The sequence below is a fragment of the Streptomyces pilosus genome (assembly GCF_014649835.1).
Lineage (GTDB): Bacteria > Actinomycetota > Actinomycetes > Streptomycetales > Streptomycetaceae > Streptomyces > Streptomyces pilosus.
Genome location: NZ_BMTU01000001.1, coordinates 528,523 through 545,530, shown reverse-complemented (window position 1 = coordinate 545,530; position 17,008 = coordinate 528,523). Strand labels below are relative to the sequence as shown.

Sequence of the window (17,008 nt, the reverse complement as noted above, 5' to 3'; positions counted from 1 at the left end):
GCGTCCGACTCCCTAGGGCCGCAGCCCCGCCGCCTCCCGCGCCAGCTCCTCGACCCGCGCCCAGTCCCGGGCGGCCACGGCGTCCGCCGGGAGCATCCAGCTGCCGCCCACACAGCCGACGTTGGGCAGCGCGAGATAGTCCGGGGCGGTGTCGGGGCCGATCCCTCCCGTCGGGCAGAAGCGGGCCTGCGGGAGCGGCCCGGCGAGCGACCTGAGATATGCCGTGCCGCCCGCCGCCTCCGCCGGGAAGAACTTCATCTCCCGCACGCCGCGCTCGAGGAGTGCCACCACTTCCGAAGCGGTGGACACCCCCGGCAGGAACGGCACCCCGGACGCCCGCATGGCGTCCAGCAGCGTGTCCGTCCACCCCGGACTCACCAGGAACCGCGCCCCGGCCGCCACCACCTCGTCCACCTGCTCCGGCGTGATCAGCGTCCCGGCCCCGACCACCGCCTCCGGCACCTCACCGGCGATCGCCCGGATCGCATCGAGCGCGGCGGGCGTCCGCAACGTGACCTCGATCGCCGGCAAGCCCCCGGCCACCAGCGCACGCGCCAGCGGCACGGCGTCGGCGGCGTCGTCGATCACGACGACGGGCAGGACGGGCGCGAGGTCCAGCACGGAGGAGCAAGCGGGAGACGGAGGCAGGGGAGAGCTCATGCCCGTCATCCTGCCGCCGACGATGCATCCTTCGCAAAGCACGTTGCGTTATGTGCAACGCGATAAGGGGTGGACTCAGTGCACCTCGTTCACCAGCACGTCCAGCGCCCAGGCCGCGCCCGCCCTGGCCGGGGCCGTCGCCTCCACCTCGTAGCCGAGGTCCCGCAGCGCCTCCACCAGCCCGGCAGGGTTCTTCGGCGCCGCCCCGGCCGTCAGCAGGCTCCGCACGATCCGGCCCTTGGTCGCCTTGTTGAAGTGGCTGACCACCTTCCGGGTCGGCGCGTGCAGCACCCGTACCGTCGCCGTCCGCCCGGCCACCTCGCCCTTCGGCTTCCACGCCGTCGCGTACGCCGCCGACCGCAGGTCCAGGACGAGCCCGCTGCCCGCCGCCTCCGGCAGCACCTCCGCCATCGGCACGCGCCAGAACCCGCCCAGCGCCCCGAGGCCGGGCAGCCGCACGCCCATCGAGCAGCGGTAGGAGGGGATCCGGTCGGTGACCCGGACCGCGCCCCACAGCCCGGAGAAGACCAGCAGTGACGCCGCCGCCCGCCGCTTCGCCGCCGCGTCCAGGGTCGCCAGGTCCAGGGCGTCGTACAGCACCCCGGTGTAGATCTCCCCGGCCGGCCGGGCCCCCGCGGTGCGCAGCGCCGCGTTCTTCGCGACCTCGCCCCGCAGCCCCTCGCTCAGCCCCAGCACCTCGCGCGCCTTGTCCTCGTCGGCCGCGCACAGCTCCACCAGCTCGTCGAGCACCGTCTCCCGCGCGGCCGCCAGCCCGGGCAGGGACAGCGACTCGGGCTTCAGCGGGGCACCGCGGCCGGAAGCGGCCTTGCCCTCGGACGGCGGCAGCAGGACAAGCACACGTACTCCTTCGGTCGAACCCGTCAGCCAGGGTACGGCGTGTGCCGGAACGTCCGGTTCGGTGCCTCGGTGCCTCGGCGCAGGAGGGGCCGGTGCGGGAGGGGTCTCACAGCGGGGCCGGCCGCCCGGCGGCCAGAGCGCGCACCAGCCCGTCGGAGTCGTCCGCGTGCAGCCGCACCACGCGGACCTCGCGGCGGCCGCCGAAGAGGGTCACGTGCGTGACCGGCCCGGTCAGCTCGACCGTGACGTTGGTCTGCGCACCGACGGCCACGTCCAGCACGCCGTCCGACGGCTCGTGCGTGGTGCGCAGCTCACGCCGGACGGCGGCGATCCGCTCCACCGGTATCCGCAGGTCGACGTGCACGGCCCGCCGGACCCGCAGCGCGCCCCCGTCCACCACGTGGGGACGGACGACGGACGCGGCGTGCAGCGCGACGACGAAGACCACGGTGTAGACGTCCAGGAAGAGCACCACCGCGTGCACCGTCGGCCAGTCGCTCAGCAGCACGGACATCGCCACCGTCTCCACCACGCACACGAACGCGAACCCGAACATCACGGCCGTCTGCCCGCGCGCGTACCCGAACGCCGTACCGCCACCGCCGGTCCCGTGCGTGCGCCGCGCCAGCCACAGCGCCAGGCTCACCAGCAGCCGCGCCTCGTGCCGCACCAGCGCCCGCCCCACCCGGACCGCCGCCCTCACGGCCCGCCCTCCGCGGCGATCCGCAGCGCCCGCCGGATCGCCTCCGCCTGACCCGGTGCGAAGTCGGCGTAGAAGGCCCGCAGGAAACCGCCCTCCTCGTCGAAGTCCGCGCCCTCCGCCACCAGCTCCGGCGGCACGCATCCGGCGAGCTCCCGCGCGGCCTCCTCCACCCGCGGGTCGTCCGGCTCGACCCCGGCGAGCGCATCGAGCAGCCGGTACAGGCCCACGGCCCGCTCGGCACCGCCCGCGGCGCCCACCGCGCCGCCGATCAGCTCCATCATCCGCCGCCGCTCCTCCGGCGGCGCCGAGGTCTCGATGAGCGCGAGCAGCTCACGGTCCTTGGCCGCCATGGCCGAGCCGTCGACCGGCCCCACCTCCTTGAACAGCGCCGCCAGTTCCGGTGACACCGGCCCCTCCGCGCTCAGCCCGTCCGCCGACTCCAGCAGGCCCCGCAGCCGAGCCCGCCGCTCCCGGAGCGCCTCCTCCTGCCGCGCCAGGTCCTCGTCCAGCTCCGTCAGCACCTCGACGAGGTCCTTCCCCGCGTCGTCCGCGAGCACGTCCCGCACCTCGGCCAGCCCCAGCCCCAGCTCCGTCAGCCGCCTCACCCGCGCCAGCACGACCGCGTGCCGCAGCGTGTAGTCCCGATACCCGTTGCCGAGCCGCTCCGGCTCCGGCAGCAGCCCCAGCTGGTGGTAATGCCGCACCGCGCGCGTGGTGATCCCGACGACCGCGGCAAGCTCTCCGATCCGCATGCCACCAGTAGAAACGTTGACGCCGCGACAGGGTCAAGCGGTCGGCCGTGGCGCCTGACGGTGGTTGGGGTCGTGTGCCACGATCGAGGGAAGGTCCCCGATTCCACGGTCAGGTGATCAGCGGATGTCCCAGTCTGGCGAGCGACAGAAGGAGGGGCGTGACATGACTGCCATGACCCATGAGCCGCTCTCGCAGGCGGACGTCCTGCTGGAGGGCTTTCTCGCCCTGGAGACCCCGGAGGGCTTCCGGGCCGAGCTGATCGAGGGGGAGATCGTTGTGACGCCGCCGCCGGACGGGGATCACGAGGACTGCATCGGGCTGATCGTGACGCAGGTGATCAGGAAGTCCCGGACCGACATGCAGTTCTCCGGGAACAAGGGCCTGAGGCTGAAAAGCGGTGGAGCCTGCCCGAAGAACCACGCCATCCCGGACGGCACCTTCGCACCCACATCGTTGCGCCTCTACCGGGGAGCCGACTCCTGGATGCCCTGCGACGGCGTCGCCCTGGTCCTGGAGGTGACCTCCACGAAGCCGCAGGCGGACCGCAGCGCCAAGCGTCGCTGCTATGCCCTTGGAGGCATTCCCCTCTACCTCCTCGTCGACCGCGAAGCCTCCTCGATCACGCTGTTCAGCGACCCTGAGGGGGACGACTACCGGGAGCACCGCACCCGCCCCCTGGGCAAGCCGCTGTCCCTCCCCGAGCCCTTCGGTTTCGATCTGGACACCGCCGACTTCCTCTGATCCCCTGTGGGCGGGGGGTGAGCGGTGACGGACGCAAGGGAACAGGCCCGCTGGACCAGGGCACGGCTCGGCCGGTGCGGTCCTCCCCTCGACCTGCTCACCGCCCGCTTCAGCCGGCACGAGTACGCCCCCCACGCGCACGACGAGTTCACCGTCGGGGTCACCATCGGCGGGCTGGAGACCATCGCCTACCGGGGCGGACGCATCGTGTCCGGACCGGGCACCATCGTCGTCCTCGAACCCGGCGAGATGCACACCGGCGGCCCCGCGTCCCCCGACGGCTACTCCTACCGGGCCCTCTACGCCGCCCCCGCCCTCCTCACCGACGGCACCCCCGGCGACCGCGGCCTCCCGCACTTCCGGGAGCCCGTCCTCCACGACCCCGAACTGGCCGCCGCCCTGCGCCACGCCCACACCGACCTCAGCGCCCACCCCGACCCCCTGGAGGCCGAGTCCCGCCTCCCCTGGCTGCTCACCGCGCTCACCCGCCGCCACTCCACGTCCCGCGCGGGCGGCGACGCCGTGCCCGGCGCCGGCCCCCTCGCCCTCGCCGTCCGCGACCGCCTCGCCGACGACCTGCTCGCCCCGCCCTCCCTCGCCGCGCTCGCCGCCGACTTCGGCCTCTCCCGCTACCAGCTGCTCCGCGCGTTCCGCACGACGATGGGGGTGCCGCCGTACGCCTGGCTCGCCCAGTACCGGGTGATCCGGGCCCGCACGCTGCTGGACGCCGGGCTGCGCCCCGCCGAAGTGGCCGGCCTCGTCGGCTTCGCCGACCAGGCGCACCTGACCCGCTGGTTCCGCCGCGTCCTCGGGGTGACCCCGGCCGCGTACCGCAACAGCGTTCAAGACGCCGCACGCTGAACGGGCCGACACTCACCGCATGACTGCACGCGGCTGGTTCCTGTTCTCCCTGATGGGAGTGGTCTGGGGCATCCCCTACCTGCTCATCAAAGTGGCGGTGGACGAGATGTCCCCGTCGGCGGTGGTCTTCGCCCGCTGCGCCCTCGGCGCGCTGCTCCTGCTCCCGTTCGCCCTGCGGCAACGGGGCCTGGCCCGGAACGTACGGACCCACTGGAAGCCGATGCTGGCGTTCGCGGTCATCGAGATCGTCGGCCCCTGGTACACCCTGACGGACGCCGAGCGTCACCTCTCCAGCTCCACGGCCGGTCTGCTGATCGCGGGCGTGCCCATCGTCGGCGTCCTGCTGTCCGGCTTCTTCGGCGCCGCGGAGGCGCTGGGCGCCCGCCGTGTCACCGGCCTCGCCCTCGGCCTCGGCGGCGTCGGCGTCCTCACCGTCCCCCACCTGGCCGGCGGCGACGCCCTGTCCCTGGCGGAGGTCCTGGTCACGGTCGTCGGCTACGCCACCGCCCCGCTGATCGCCGACCGCTACCTCAAGGACGTCCCCACGCTGCACCTCATCACGCCCTGCCTCGCCCTGGCCGCCCTCGTATACGCCCCCGCGGCCGCCTTGACCCGTCCGGCGTCCCTGCCCCCGGCCGGGACGCTCGCCGCCCTGGCCGCTCTCGGCGTGGTCTGCACGGCGATCGCCTTCGTCGCCTTCCTCGAACTCATCAAGGAGGCCGGCCCGATCCGCGCCTCGGTGATCACGTACGTCAACCCGGCGATCGCCGTGGCCGCCGGAGCCCTCTTCCTGGACGAACCCCTGACCGGTCCCGTCCTGGCCGCCTTCGCGCTGATCCTCACCGGCTCGGTCCTGGCCACGGCCACCGCGCCGAAGCCCCGCTCACGCCCGGTATCATGGTCGACACGGCAGACGAGCCGGGCGGGCGGCCGCGTGGAGTCCCTCACGGGACTTCCCGAGGAACGTCCGGGCTCCACAGGGCAGGGTGGTGGCTAACGGCCACCCGGGGTGACCCGCGGGACAGTGCCACAGAAAGCAGACCGCCCGGCGCTTCGGCGCCGGGTAAGGGTGAAACGGTGGTGTAAGAGACCACCAGCGCCTGAGGTGACTCAGGCGGCTAGGTAAACCCCACCCGGAGCAAGGTCAAGAGGAGACGCCCCGGCGTCTCTGCGCGGACGTTCGAGGGCTGCCCGCCCGAGTCCGCGGGTAGACCGCACGAGGCCGGTGGCAACACCGGTCCTAGATGGATGGCCGTCGCCGGCGGGCCCGCGAGGACCCGCCGGAACAGAACCCGGCGTACAGCCCGACTCGTCTGCCGCTCTCCCGTGCCCCGACACCTCCGGGCGCGCCCGCCGCCCGCCTCCCGAATGACTCTCGGTGAAGTAACAGGGTGTAGTTGCGTGTGTGCAGGGTGGCGTCCTAGGCTGGGCGCAGAACCAAAACAAGGCTGCGCCCAGCGCAGCAACCCCTATGGCTGCCCCGCAAGGAATCCGGGGCGGCCATAGTTGTTTCCGCCGGAGGGGCGCTTGTACCTGTGCTACGTCGACGAGTCCGGAGACGGCCAGACGGTCCACCCCTCCACACCGGAAGCGCCGCCGGTCATGGTGATCGGCGGCATCGTCGTCGAAGAGTCCGCACTGCGCGCCCTCACCTGGGACTTCATCGCCCTGAAGAAGCAGTTCCGCCCCACGTTGCGGAACGCCGTCAAGCTGAGCGAGGTCATCCGTACCGAGATCAAGGGCTCGGACATCCGGGGCCACCTCCGCAACGGCAACCGCAACCAGGTCCGCCTGGCACATGGTCTGATCGACAAGCTGCTGACCATGCTGGAACGCCACGGCTGCCGGGTGCTGGCGAAGATCTGCGTCAAGCAGGACGGCGTCGTCAACGTGGAGGACGCGATGTACGGCTCCTCGGTCGCCTCCCTCTGTGCCCACTTCGAGCACTTCCTCGCGGAGCGCGAGGATCGCGGCGTGGTGATCCTCGACAGCCGCACGAAGAGCAAGAACGTCGACAACGTCCACTGCGTCACCACCCGGAAGTTCCGGGCGGGCGGCGACCTGATGCCGCACGTCGTGGAATCCCCCGTCTTCGGGCACAGCGACTCGCACATCGGGCTGCAGGTCGCCGACCTGCTCGTCTCCGCCGTGCTCTTCCCGGCGGCCTGCGCCACCTACGCCGAGGACCTGACCTGGAACACCCACTGCCATCCCGCCTACGCGGCCATAAGGGAACGGCACTGCTCCCGCGTGGGCGAGCTGCAGCACCGGTACCGGACCGCGACGGGCAAGTGGACGGGCGGGGTCGTGGTGTCGGACCGCCGCCGGGGGCGATCGGCCGCGGAGCTCTTCCGGGTCGCCGCGCCGGCCCCCGCCGCGACGGGCCTCATCCCCGCCCAGCAGCAGCCGGCCGCCCCCGCCGCGACCGATTCCTGACAGCACGATCCGGCCCGCCGGCCGGGGACGGTGAAGCGGCCGGGACGGCGGCGGTGTCCCCGGTGCCGTGCGGAAAACCGAGTGCGGTGATCGTGATCCCTGTGGGAGTGTTCCTGCTGTTCGAAGAGGGGGGAACGCGACATGGCGAAGCTGAACCAGATCATCGCGGTCGAGAAGGGTGTCAAGAGCAAGTCGCTCCAGGACATCAACGCCGCGCACGCCAAGGTGCAGAAGCCGGCGCTGCTGGCCGGGATCTCGCGCACGTACCAGCCGAAGGACGAGGAGGGCGAGCAGCTGCCGCCCGAGTCCACGCGGGTGCAGGTGCAGGGCGAGGACGTGCTGCGGGAGATGGCCGCCTCGCTGACCCGGCTGTTCGACGTGACCGCGACCAAGGACTGGGCGAACTGCGCGGCCCGCGCGGACGTCACCGTCGACGGGCGGACGATCGTCGCCGACGTGCCGGTCAGCTACCTGCTCTTCCTGGAGAAGCAGCTCACCGACCTGCACACCTTCGTCAAGAAGCTCCCCACCCTCGACGCCGCCGAGTCCTGGTCCCACGACCCGTCCACGGACTGGTGGAAGACGGACCCGGTGCGCACCATCCGCACGAAGAAGGTGCCGCGCAACCACGTCAAGGCGGAGGCGACCGAGAAGCACCCGGCGCAGGTCGAGGTGTACTACGAGGACGTGCCCATCGGGTACTGGACGACCGTGAAGTTCTCCGGGGCGCTCCCCGCGCGGCGGGTCAACGAGCTCGCCGAGCGGGTCGAGAAGCTCCAGCAGGCGGTGAAGTTCGCCCGTGAGGAGGCCAACGGGGCCGAGGTCACCGACCGGCGGGTCGGCGACGCGGTGTTCGGGTACCTGTTCGGCTGACGTGGCGGCACGTCACCATCATGATCGCCCCCGCGTGCGAGCGCGGGGGTGCGCTACGGGGCGCGGGCCGGATTGAGGACCGGTGCGCGCCAGGAGCGCAAGCTGACACTGAAGTTCAGCCTGAATGCGCGGTTCGCCGAGACGGCGGCCGCGGTCAATCTCAGACTCTCGCTCCAGTCTCAGCATCGCCGCCGATCGCCGGTTCGACCGGGGACGGACGAACGCCGTCGGATGCGAGTTCGACTCTCGCCTGCGCCTCTTGCACGGCGCGGTAGTTCAAAGGAAGAACACGACGGCATGATGACTGATCCGTCCTCTTAAACGCCGCCGGCGTGCGCACGTGGGTGGCAACCCCAGGGGCCCGGGAGCTGGATACGACTCCCGGGCTCCGCCACGTCATGCCCAGGCCGCGGCCAGCAGGATCGGGTAGAGCAGGCCCAGGCATCCCGTGGTCAATCCGACGCCGCAGCAGACCCGGTGGAGCCCCCGGCCGAGCCCGAGCAGTGCGAACGTGACGGCCAGGCTGCCGAGGAGCAGCGGGATCCCGATGCCGAGCAGCCCGGCGAACACGGCGGCGAGCAGCCCTGCCGTGCCGAAGACGAGGGAGACCGGCCCGTAGAGGGTCGCGGGGCTGTCCGCGGATACGGCGGACGCGGTGGACGCGGTGGCCATGTTGGCTCCTCGCTCGAGGTGGTCGGCTCGTCGGTGTGCGGGTGACGGACCCCTGTACCGCCATGGTGGCACGTCGGAGCGCGCATTTGAACACGTTCAAAAGCTGTGTAGGGTGAGGCCCGACGAAGGGCGGGGCTGATGAAGATCGTGATTCCCGGCGGCACCGGGCAGGTGGGAAGCGTCCTCAACCGCGCGCTGAGCGGCGCCGGGCACGAGGTCGTGGTGCTGACCAGGCGGCCGGCCGGGCCGGGTGAGGTGTACTGGGACGGAGCGACCGCGGGGGAGTGGGCCGGCGAGATCGACGGCAGCGACGTCGTCATCAACCTGGCGGGACGCAGCGTGAGTTGCCGGTACACGCCCGCCAACCTCCGCGCCATGATGGACTCGCGGGTGCTGTCCACCCGCGTCGTCGGTGACGCGATCGGTGCCGCGGTGCGCCCGCCGCGGGTCTGGCTCCAGATGAGCACCGCCACCGTCTACGCCCACCGCTTCGACGCGCCCCACGACGAGGCGACCGGCGTGATCGGCGGGACGGAGCCGGACGTGCCGGACTACTGGTCCTACAGCGTCGAGATCGCCAGGTGCTGGGAACGGGAGCAGGAAGAGGCCGACACCCCGCACACCCGCAAGGTGGCCCTGCGCTCCGCCATGGTGATGAGCCCCGACCGGGGTGGCGTCTTCGACGTCCTGTCGTGGCTGGCCCGGCTCGGTCTGGGCGGGCCCGTCGCGGGCGGCGGGCAGTACGTGTCGTGGATCCACGACCGCGACTTCGTCCGCGCCGTCGAGTTCCTGGTCGACCGCGAGGACCTCGCCGGGCCGGTGAACCTCGCGGCTCCCGGGCCGCTGCCGCAGCGTGCGTTCATGCGCGGCCTGCGCCGGGCGTGGCGCATGCCGGTGGGGCTGCCCGCGACGCGGTGGATGGCCGAGGCGGGTGCACTCGCGCTGCGTACGGACACCGAGCTGCTGTTCAAGAGCCGGCGGGTGGTCCCCGGGCGGCTGCTCGACGCCGGCTTCGGCTTCACCCACCCGGCCTGGCCGGAGGCTGCCCGGGACCTGGTGCGGCGTCGCCGCTCCGTACGGCCCGGCGCGGGCACCCCGCCCCGCGCCACCCGGACGCGATGATCGCGTGGCTCGAAGGTGGAATCCCTTATGAAGCAAGGGCGTTGAGCAGAGCATGAGTCAACGACCCGGCCCGCGCCTCCTGTCCGACGACGCCCTGTCCGACCTTCTCGGCACGCAGCAGTTCGGCACGCTCGCCACCGTCAAGCGCAGTGGCCATCCCCACATGACGACCATGGTGTACAGCTGGGACCCCGAGGCCCGCATCGTGCGGTTCTCGACCACGGCCGACCGGATCAAGGTGACCCACCTGCGCCGCGACCCGCGGGCCGCGCTGCACGTGCAGGGCGGTGACGTGTGGTCGTTCGCCGTCGCCGAGGGAGAGGCGGAGCTGACCGACGTCACGACGGTGCCCGGTGACGAGGTCGGGCGGGAGCTGCTCGGCATGGTCCCGGAGGCCGCCCGGCCGGAGGACGAGCAGGCGTTCCTCGAGGAGCTGGTCGCCGAACGCCGGCTGGTCGTCCGTCTCAAGGTGGACCGGCTGTACGGGACGGCCCTCGACGTCGAAGGCTAGGGCGGCGAACTCACCGAACAGGGCTTGTGTTCGCGTGCGCTCGAACTCATAACGTCCGGGGCCATGGAGACCACACGCACACTGGGGCGCAGCGGTATCGAGGTCAGTGCCGTCGGGTTCGGCTGCTGGGCCATCGGCGGGGAGTGGCAGGGCCCGGACGGGCAGCCGCTGGGGTGGGGGAAGGTCGACGACGAGGAGTCGGTGCGGGCCGTGCGGCGCGCACTCGACCTGGGCGTCACCTTCTTCGACACCGCCGACGTCTACGGCACGGGCCACAGCGAGCGGGTCCTCGGCCGGGCCCTCGGCCGGCGCCGGGACGAGGTCGTCGTCGCCACCAAGTGGGGCAACGTCTTCGATCCGGACACCCGCACCCTCACCGGCAGCGACGACTCGCCGGAACACCTCCGCCGCGCCCTGACCGCCTCACTGCGCCGGCTCGGCACCGACCGCGTCGACCTCTACCAACTGCACATCGCCGACGCCGACCCCGAGCGCGCGGCCCGGTTGCGCGACACCTGCGAGGACCTGGTCGCGGAAGGGCTGATCCGGGCGTACGCCTGGAGCACCGACGACCCGGAGCGTGCCGCCGTGTTCGCCGAGGGCCCGCACTGCACCGCCGTGCAGCACGCGCTCAACGTGCTCGACGACGCCCCCGCGATGCTCCGGCTGTGCGAGGAGGCGGACCTCGCCTCCGTGAACCGCAGTCCGCTCGCCATGGGCCTGCTCACCGGCAAGCACGCGGGCCGGGCGCCGCTCCAGGAGGGGGACATCCGCGCCAGGCCGCCGGTCTGGCTGCGGGGCTTCGGGGCGGGGACGGGCGCGGACCCGGAATGGCTCGCGCGCGTCGAGGCGCTGCGGGAGGTCCTCACCGCCGACGGGCGCACGCTCGCCCAGGGCGCCCTCGCCTGGCTCTGGGCGCGCAGCCCGCGCACCGTGCCGATCCCCGGTTTCCGGTCGGTCGCCCAGGCCGAGGAGAACGCGGGGGCGCTGGAGAAGGGGCCGCTCGACGCGGCACGGATGGCCGAGGTGGGGCGCGTGCTCGCCGGGGGGTAGCCGCCGGGGCGGACGTCTGGCGCGGCAGCCGTTCCACCCGCCGGTGCGTACCCGCGCTTCCGCGCGGGGTCCACCCCCTCCGGCGGTGTGGAACGGCTGCCGCCTCCCCCCTGGACATGGCCTGCGGAAGACGCCCACTCCATGTGTGAAGCTTTGGTGTAGGAGAGTTGAGCACAAGTCCGTTACCGGCCGCAATAGGGCGGATCGCGGAATTCCGTATGGGGAAGCTCTCCGTGCCGCGGGCCGGTCCCGGCCCCGGTGCCCCCGAAACTCATGTGACCGTCATCCGGATGCTGTGTACGCGTCCGTGCAAGGTCGTCCCGGCGCACTCCAATTCCCCTCGCAGCCACATGCCAGGGGAGGAACGCATGACGACACCCGAGCTCCGCCGGAACCAGCACCACCCCGAACTCCGCGCCGCCGCACGGCACATCGGCCGACGCCGGTTCCTGACCGTGACCGGCGCCGCCGCCGCGCTCGCCTTCGCGGTCGGCGTGCCCGGCACCGGCACCGCGGCCGCCGCCGAACTCGACACCGCCCGGATCACCGACGACCCCTTCACGCTCGGCGTCGCCTCGGGCGACCCGCACCCCGACTCCGTCCTGCTGTGGACCCGGCTGGCACCCGACCCCTACCAGGCCGACGGGGGACTCCCCGCGGGGCGCGTCACGGTCGACTGGGAGATCGCCCTCGACGAGCGGTTCCGCCGTGTCGTCAGACGGGGCAAGGCCACCGCCCACCCCGAGTTCCACCACACCGTGCACGTCGAGGCGGGTCCCCTCGCCCCCGGTCAGGTCTACCACTACCGCTTCCGGGCGGGCCGCTTCGTCAGCCCGGCCGGCCGCACCCGCACCGCCCCCGCCACCCGCTCCCGGGCCGCCGGGCTCACCTTCGGCGTGGTCTCCTGCCAGCGCTACGACCAGGGGTACTGGACCGCCTACCGGCACCTCGCCGAAGAGGACCTGGACGTCGTCCTGCACCTCGGCGACTACCTCTACGAGTACGCCGTCAACGACGTCGCCGGCGCCCGCGCCCAGCCGCCCGGCACCGTACCCGAGGTGTTCCGGCGCGAGACGGTGACGCTGGAGGACTACCGGCTGCGGTACGCCCTCTACAAGACGGACCCCGACCTGCGGGCCGCGCACGCCGCGCACCCCTTCGTCGTCACCTGGGACGACCACGAGACCGAGAACAACTACTCCGGCGACACCCCGGAGAACAGCGTCCCGCCGGAGGAGTTCCTGCTGCGCCGGGCCGCCGCCTACCGCGCCTACTGGGAGAACATGCCGCTCCGGCGGCCCCAGCTCCCCGACGGCCCCGACCTGAAGCTCTACCGCCGCCTGCACTGGGGCCGGCTGGCCCAGTTCGACGTGCTCGACACCCGCCAGTACCGCTCCGACCAGGCCTACGGCGACGGCTGGCAGTACCCGGGCCCCGACTCCGAGGACCCCACGCGCACCCTCACCGGAGACGCCCAGGAGCGCTGGCTGGTGGGCGGCTGGCGCCGCTCCGACGCCGTGTGGAACGTCGTGCCCCAACAGGTCACGTTCTCCCAGCGGTTCAACTCGACGACCGCGCCGTCCAAGGTCTCCATGGACTCCTGGGACGGCTACCCGGCCTCCCGCGAGCGGGTCCTGGCCGGCGCGCAGGCCGCCGGCGTCGAGAACCTCATGGTCCTCACCGGCGACGTGCACGTGCACTACGGCTTCGACATCAAACGCGACTTCTCCGACCCGGACTCCAGGACCGTGGGTACGGAGATCGTCACCACCTCCGTCTCCAGCGGCGGCGACGGCTCCGCGAAACCCGCCAACTGGGAGACCTACATGGCCGCCAACCCGCACCTGCGGTTCTACAGCGGGCTGCGCGGCTACACGACCGTCTCCCTCGGCCGTGAGCTGGCGCGCGCCGACTTCAAGACGGTCTCCCGCGTCACCACGCAGGGCGCGCCGCTCACGACCGCCGCCTCCTTCGTGACCGAGGCGGGGGAGCCGGGGCTCAAGCCGGCGTGACCTCCCCGGCCCCCGGGGCCCCGGGGCCCGCCTGCGCGGTCTCCTGCGGGTAGCGGACGCCGACGCGCTCCCGGATCGCGTCGAGCGTCCGCATCACGGCGAGGGTGCCGTCCAGCGGTACCAGCGGCGACTCGGTCTCCCCGGCCCGCAGCGCCCGCATCACCTCGGCCGCCTCGTGCTTGAGGCTGCCCCGGGGACCGTCGGCCGGGTCGGCCGCGAACTCCTCCGGGTCACGGCCGTCCCGGTGCAGCGTGAACCGCTCCGGGAAGAAGAAGCCGTACGGGATGTCGATGCGGCCCTTCGACCCGGTGATCGACGCGGAGGTCGCCGTACCGCCCACGATGGAACAGTGCACCGACGCGAGGGCGCCGCTCCCCCAGGAGAGCAGTGCCCCCGTCTGGAGGTCGACGCCCTCCTCCGAGAGCACCGCCCGCGCCGCGACGTCCGACGGCTCACCGAGCAGCAGCTGCGTGAACGACACCGGGTACACCCCCAGGTCCAGCAGCGCGCCCCCGCCCAGCGCCGGGTCCCGCAGCCGGTGCGAGGCCGGGAAGGGCCCCTCCAGGCCGAAGTCCGCCTGCACATGCCGCACTTCACCGATCGCCCCGTCGCCGACCAGTGCCTTCAGCCGCCGCACCATGGGGTGGCAGTACATCCACATGGCCTCCATCAGGAAGCGCCCGTTGCCGCGCGCCAGCGCGACCAGCTCCTCCGCCTCCCGCGCGTTCAGCGTGAACGGCTTCTCGCACAGCACGTTCCGCCCGTGCTCCAGCATCAGCCCCGCCGCCGCGCGGTGCGCCGAGTGCGGAGTGGCGACGTAGACGACGTCGAGCTCCTCGTCCCGCGCCAGCGACTCCCAGTCGCCGTACGCCCGCGGTATCCCGAACCGCTCCGCGAACGTCTTCGCCGACTCCGCCGACCGCGACGCCACCGCCACGACCTCCGCGCCCGGCGTGTCCACCAGGTCCGCCGTGAACGTCGCGGCCATGCCGCCGGTCGCCAGGATTCCCCAGCGCGTCTTCTGCTCGGTCATTCGTTCGTCCCACCCTGTTCGTGTTGCGTCGACGCATGGTCGCCGGACCGCCGTGGAAGCGCTCCCATGACATCGTCGCCGATGCCGAGCACTCCTCACGAGCTGAGAGCATAGGGAGCCGATGGCATGAAAAGGGAGGGGTCACATGCCCGAGGGTGGGGCGTCCATACCGAACACGGCGGCGAGTCCGGCGGGAGGCGGGGCACCGGACACGGCACCGGCGGCGGCCCCGGACACGGCACCGGCGGCGGCCGCGGGGGGCGGGAGGGCCGCCGGGCCGGAACCGCGGGGCACCACCGCGGCCCGCCGCACCAGCCTGCTGGTCACCCTGCTCCTCGGCGGCCTGACCGCCACACCGCCGCTGGCGATGGACATGTACCTCCCCGCCCTCCCGGAGGTCACCCGGTCCCTGCACGCGCCCGCCGCCACCGTCCAGCTCACCCTCACCGCCTGCCTGGCCGGCATGGCGTTCGGGCAGCTGGTCGTCGGCCCGATGAGCGACCGCTGGGGCCGCCGCCGCCCGCTGCTCATCGGCCTCGCCGTCTACGTCGTCGCCACCGCGCTGTGCGCGTTCGCGCCGACCGTCGAACTCCTGGTCGCCTGCCGGCTGGCCCAGGGCCTCGCGGGCGCGGCCGGCATCGTCATCGCGCGGGCGGTCGCCCGCGACCTGTACGACGGCGTGGCCATGGCCCGCTTCTTCTCCACCCTGATGCTGATCTCCGGGGTGGCGCCGATCGTCGCGCCGCTGATCGGCGGACAGGTCCTGCGGATCACCGACTGGCGGGGCGTGTTCGTCGTCCTCACCGTGCTCGGGCTGCTCCTGACGGTCGTCGTCTGGGCGAAGCTCCCGGAGACGCTGCCGCCCGCCGAGCGGCACGGCGGCGGTGTCGGCGAGGCCCTCGGCTCGATGCGCCGGCTGCTCGCCGACCGGGCCTTCAGCGGCTACATGCTCGTCGGCGGGTTCGCCTTCGCGTCGCTCTTCGCCTACGTCGCGGCCTCCCCGTTCGTCATGCAGGAGATCTACGGCGCCTCCCCGCAGACCTTCAGCCTGCTGTTCGGGCTCAACTCGATCGGCTTGATGATCATGGGGCAGGTCAACGGGCGGATCCTGGTCGGCCGGGTCCGGCTGGACAGGGTGCTCGGGGCCGGGCTCGCCGTGGTGGTCGTCGCCGCGGCGGCGCTGCTGGTGATGGCGCTGGGGGTGTTCGGCGAGGCCGGTCTGGTGCCGGTGGCCGCCACGCTGTTCGTGCTGATGTCCGCGATGGGCATCACCCTGCCCAACACCCAGACCCTCGCCCTGATGCGCACCCGGCACGCGGCCGGATCCGCGTCCGCCCTGCTCGGGACGACGTCCTTCCTCGTCGCCGCGATCGCCTCCCCGCTGGTGGGGATCGCGGGCGAGGACACGGCCGTTCCGATGGCGGTCGTCCAACTCACCGCCGCCCTGGTGGCACTGGGCTGCTACCTGGGTATGTGCCGTCCGTGGAAAGGGCGTACGGGCGTGAAGGGCGGGGGCGTCTGAGCGCGCCGCGCCTGCGCCCCGGCACACCGGAACGGGCCGGGCTCGACCCAGGGGAACTGCGCCGCCTGGTCCGGGCGGTCCACGCCCGCACCGGCGGCGAACGGCCCTGGGCGGCCGGGGCCGTCGTGGTCGTCGGGCGCGGCCCGGTGATCGCGGTGGAGGAGGCGGCGGGCTGGGCCGTGCGCTACGCGGCGTACGACGAGGAGACGGACACCCCGGTCGAACTGCCGCCGGAGCGGCGGGTCCCGATGACCGTGCACACACCGTTCGACCTGGCGTCCCTCACCAAGCTGTTCACCTCGGTGGCCGCCGTGCAGCAGATCGAGCGGGGCACGCTCGGCATCGACGCCCGCGTCGGCGCGTACCTGCCGGACTTCACGGCGGCCGCGCGGTACGGCGTCACCGTGCGCCAGCTGCTCACCCACACCTCCGGGCTGCGGCCCGAACTCCCCCTGTACGACTGCGCCGACGACGCGGAACGGCTGGCGATGCTCCGCGCGGAGCCGCCGGTCGGCGTGCCCGGCACGTACTGCTACTCCGACCTGAACATGCTGCTGCTCCAGCACCTCCTGGAGCGCCTCACCCGGCGCCCGCTCGACACCCTGGTCCGGGACGGCATCACCCGGCCGCTCGGCATGACCGCGACCGCCTTCGGACCGTGCCCGGCCGCCGCGGCGACCGAGGACCAGCGGCGGCCGTGGGCCAGGGCGGACCGCGGGATGCTCAGGGGCGAGGTGCACGACGAGAACGCCTGGGCGGTGGGCGGGGTCGCCGGCCACGCCGGCCTCTTCTCCACCGGCCGCGACCTGGCGGTCTTCTGCCGCACCCTGCTCGCGGGCGGCTCCTACGGTCCCGCCCGGATACTCGGCCCCGGCTTCGTGGACCTGCTCCTCACCCCGCCGGGCCTGGGCTTCGCTGTGGACCAGCCCTGGTTCATGGGCGAACTGTCCGGCCGGGGCGCCGCGGGCCACACCGGCTTCACCGGCACGTCCCTGACCCTCGACCGCGCCACCGACACCTACGTGGTCCTGCTCGCCAACACCGTCCACCCCCGCCGCCCACGCTCCCCGGACAGCCGACCGAGAGCGGAGGCGGCGACTCACGTGGCCCGGTCGGTACGGGCGATCTGAGCGCGGCCGTCCGGGGCGGCGGTGCCGTGCCGGGGGTCCCGGCGGCGGCCGTCGCCGCCTGTCGCTGC

Annotated in this window: 16 protein-coding genes, 1 other RNA gene and 1 pseudogene; 12 read left to right on the top strand and 6 right to left on the bottom strand. The window is 73.0% G+C overall.

The features are described from left to right. Positions 1-12: 12 nt before the first annotated feature. The 4 genes from IE118_RS02515 to IE118_RS02500 form a co-directional block, all read right to left on the bottom strand. The gene (locus tag IE118_RS02515) at positions 13-660 is read right to left on the bottom strand and encodes a bifunctional 4-hydroxy-2-oxoglutarate aldolase/2-dehydro-3-deoxy-phosphogluconate aldolase (RefSeq protein WP_189555554.1); all 648 of its coding nucleotides are present in this window, start codon (positions 658-660) and stop codon (positions 13-15) included. A 75-nt stretch (positions 661-735) separates the two neighbouring features. Beyond that, on the bottom strand, positions 736-1,518 hold the full coding sequence (gene yaaA / locus IE118_RS02510) for a peroxide stress protein YaaA (RefSeq protein ID WP_189555553.1): 783 nt from the start codon (positions 1,516-1,518) through the stop codon (positions 736-738). A gap of 106 nt (positions 1,519-1,624) precedes the next feature. Next, on the bottom strand, positions 1,625-2,221 hold the full coding sequence (locus IE118_RS02505; protein WP_189555552.1) for a hypothetical protein: 597 nt from the start codon (positions 2,219-2,221) through the stop codon (positions 1,625-1,627). Further along, positions 2,218-2,973 (bottom strand): MerR family transcriptional regulator, encoded by a 756-nt coding sequence (locus IE118_RS02500; RefSeq protein ID WP_189555551.1) that lies wholly within the window; start codon positions 2,971-2,973, stop codon positions 2,218-2,220. Before IE118_RS02500 ends, IE118_RS02505 begins: the two co-directional genes overlap by 4 nt. A 172-nt stretch (positions 2,974-3,145) precedes the next feature. On the opposite strand from IE118_RS02500, the gene IE118_RS02495 reads away from it, so the two are divergent. From IE118_RS02495 to IE118_RS02470, 6 genes and pseudogenes are all read left to right on the top strand, one after another. Continuing rightward, the gene (locus IE118_RS02495; protein WP_189556055.1) at positions 3,146-3,715 is read left to right on the top strand and encodes a Uma2 family endonuclease; all 570 of its coding nucleotides are present in this window, start codon (positions 3,146-3,148) and stop codon (positions 3,713-3,715) included. Between the two features lie 24 nt (positions 3,716-3,739). Then, a complete protein-coding gene (locus IE118_RS02490; protein WP_189555550.1) occupies positions 3,740-4,576 on the top strand; it encodes an AraC family transcriptional regulator in 837 nt (278 codons plus the stop codon). A gap of 19 nt (positions 4,577-4,595) precedes the next feature. Next, positions 4,596-5,423: pseudogene (locus tag IE118_RS34685) on the top strand (DMT family transporter); the annotation flags it as partial. Positions 5,424-5,490: 67 nt separating this feature from the next. Then, positions 5,491-5,892, top strand: an RNA gene (gene rnpB, locus IE118_RS02480) — RNase P RNA component class A. A gap of 211 nt (positions 5,893-6,103) precedes the next feature. After that, positions 6,104-7,012, top strand: a complete 909-nt coding sequence (locus IE118_RS02475; protein ID WP_189555549.1) for a DUF3800 domain-containing protein — start codon at positions 6,104-6,106, stop codon at positions 7,010-7,012. Between the two features lie 141 nt (positions 7,013-7,153). Then, positions 7,154-7,885, top strand: coding sequence for a DUF7873 family protein (locus tag IE118_RS02470; protein WP_189555548.1), 732 nt, complete (start codon positions 7,154-7,156; stop codon positions 7,883-7,885). Between the two features lie 396 nt (positions 7,886-8,281). Here IE118_RS02470 and IE118_RS02465 read toward each other — a convergent pair whose 3' ends face one another. After that, a complete protein-coding gene (locus tag IE118_RS02465; RefSeq protein ID WP_189555547.1) occupies positions 8,282-8,557 on the bottom strand; it encodes a hypothetical protein in 276 nt (91 codons plus the stop codon). 138 nt (positions 8,558-8,695) lie between these two features. On the opposite strand from IE118_RS02465, the gene IE118_RS02460 reads away from it, so the two are divergent. The 4 genes from IE118_RS02460 (at position 8,696) to IE118_RS02445 (ending at position 13,255) form a co-directional block, all read left to right on the top strand. Further along, a complete protein-coding gene (locus IE118_RS02460; RefSeq protein ID WP_189555546.1) occupies positions 8,696-9,679 on the top strand; it encodes a DUF1731 domain-containing protein in 984 nt (327 codons plus the stop codon). Between the two features lie 52 nt (positions 9,680-9,731). Next, the gene (locus tag IE118_RS02455; protein ID WP_189555545.1) at positions 9,732-10,190 is read left to right on the top strand and encodes a pyridoxamine 5'-phosphate oxidase family protein; all 459 of its coding nucleotides are present in this window, start codon (positions 9,732-9,734) and stop codon (positions 10,188-10,190) included. Between the two features lie 63 nt (positions 10,191-10,253). Further along, positions 10,254-11,243, top strand: a complete 990-nt coding sequence (locus IE118_RS02450; RefSeq protein ID WP_189555544.1) for an aldo/keto reductase — start codon at positions 10,254-10,256, stop codon at positions 11,241-11,243. A gap of 368 nt (positions 11,244-11,611) precedes the next feature. After that, positions 11,612-13,255 (top strand): alkaline phosphatase D family protein, encoded by a 1,644-nt coding sequence (locus IE118_RS02445; protein ID WP_189555543.1) that lies wholly within the window; start codon positions 11,612-11,614, stop codon positions 13,253-13,255. Here IE118_RS02445 and IE118_RS02440 read toward each other — a convergent pair. After that, a complete protein-coding gene (locus tag IE118_RS02440; protein WP_189555542.1) occupies positions 13,242-14,288 on the bottom strand; it encodes a Gfo/Idh/MocA family protein in 1,047 nt (348 codons plus the stop codon). The two genes, IE118_RS02445 and IE118_RS02440, sit on opposite strands and share 14 nt — an antisense overlap. 145 nt (positions 14,289-14,433) lie before the next feature. On the opposite strand from IE118_RS02440, the gene IE118_RS02435 reads away from it, so the two are divergent. Both IE118_RS02435 and IE118_RS02430 read left to right on the top strand, forming a co-directional pair. Next, the gene (locus IE118_RS02435) at positions 14,434-15,810 is read left to right on the top strand and encodes a multidrug effflux MFS transporter (protein WP_189555541.1); all 1,377 of its coding nucleotides are present in this window, start codon (positions 14,434-14,436) and stop codon (positions 15,808-15,810) included. Next, entirely contained in the window at positions 15,762-16,940 is a 1,179-nt protein-coding gene (locus IE118_RS02430) for a serine hydrolase domain-containing protein (RefSeq protein WP_189555540.1), read from the top strand. The genes IE118_RS02435 and IE118_RS02430 overlap by 49 nt, the downstream gene beginning before the upstream one ends. Positions 16,941-17,008 lie beyond the last annotated feature (68 nt).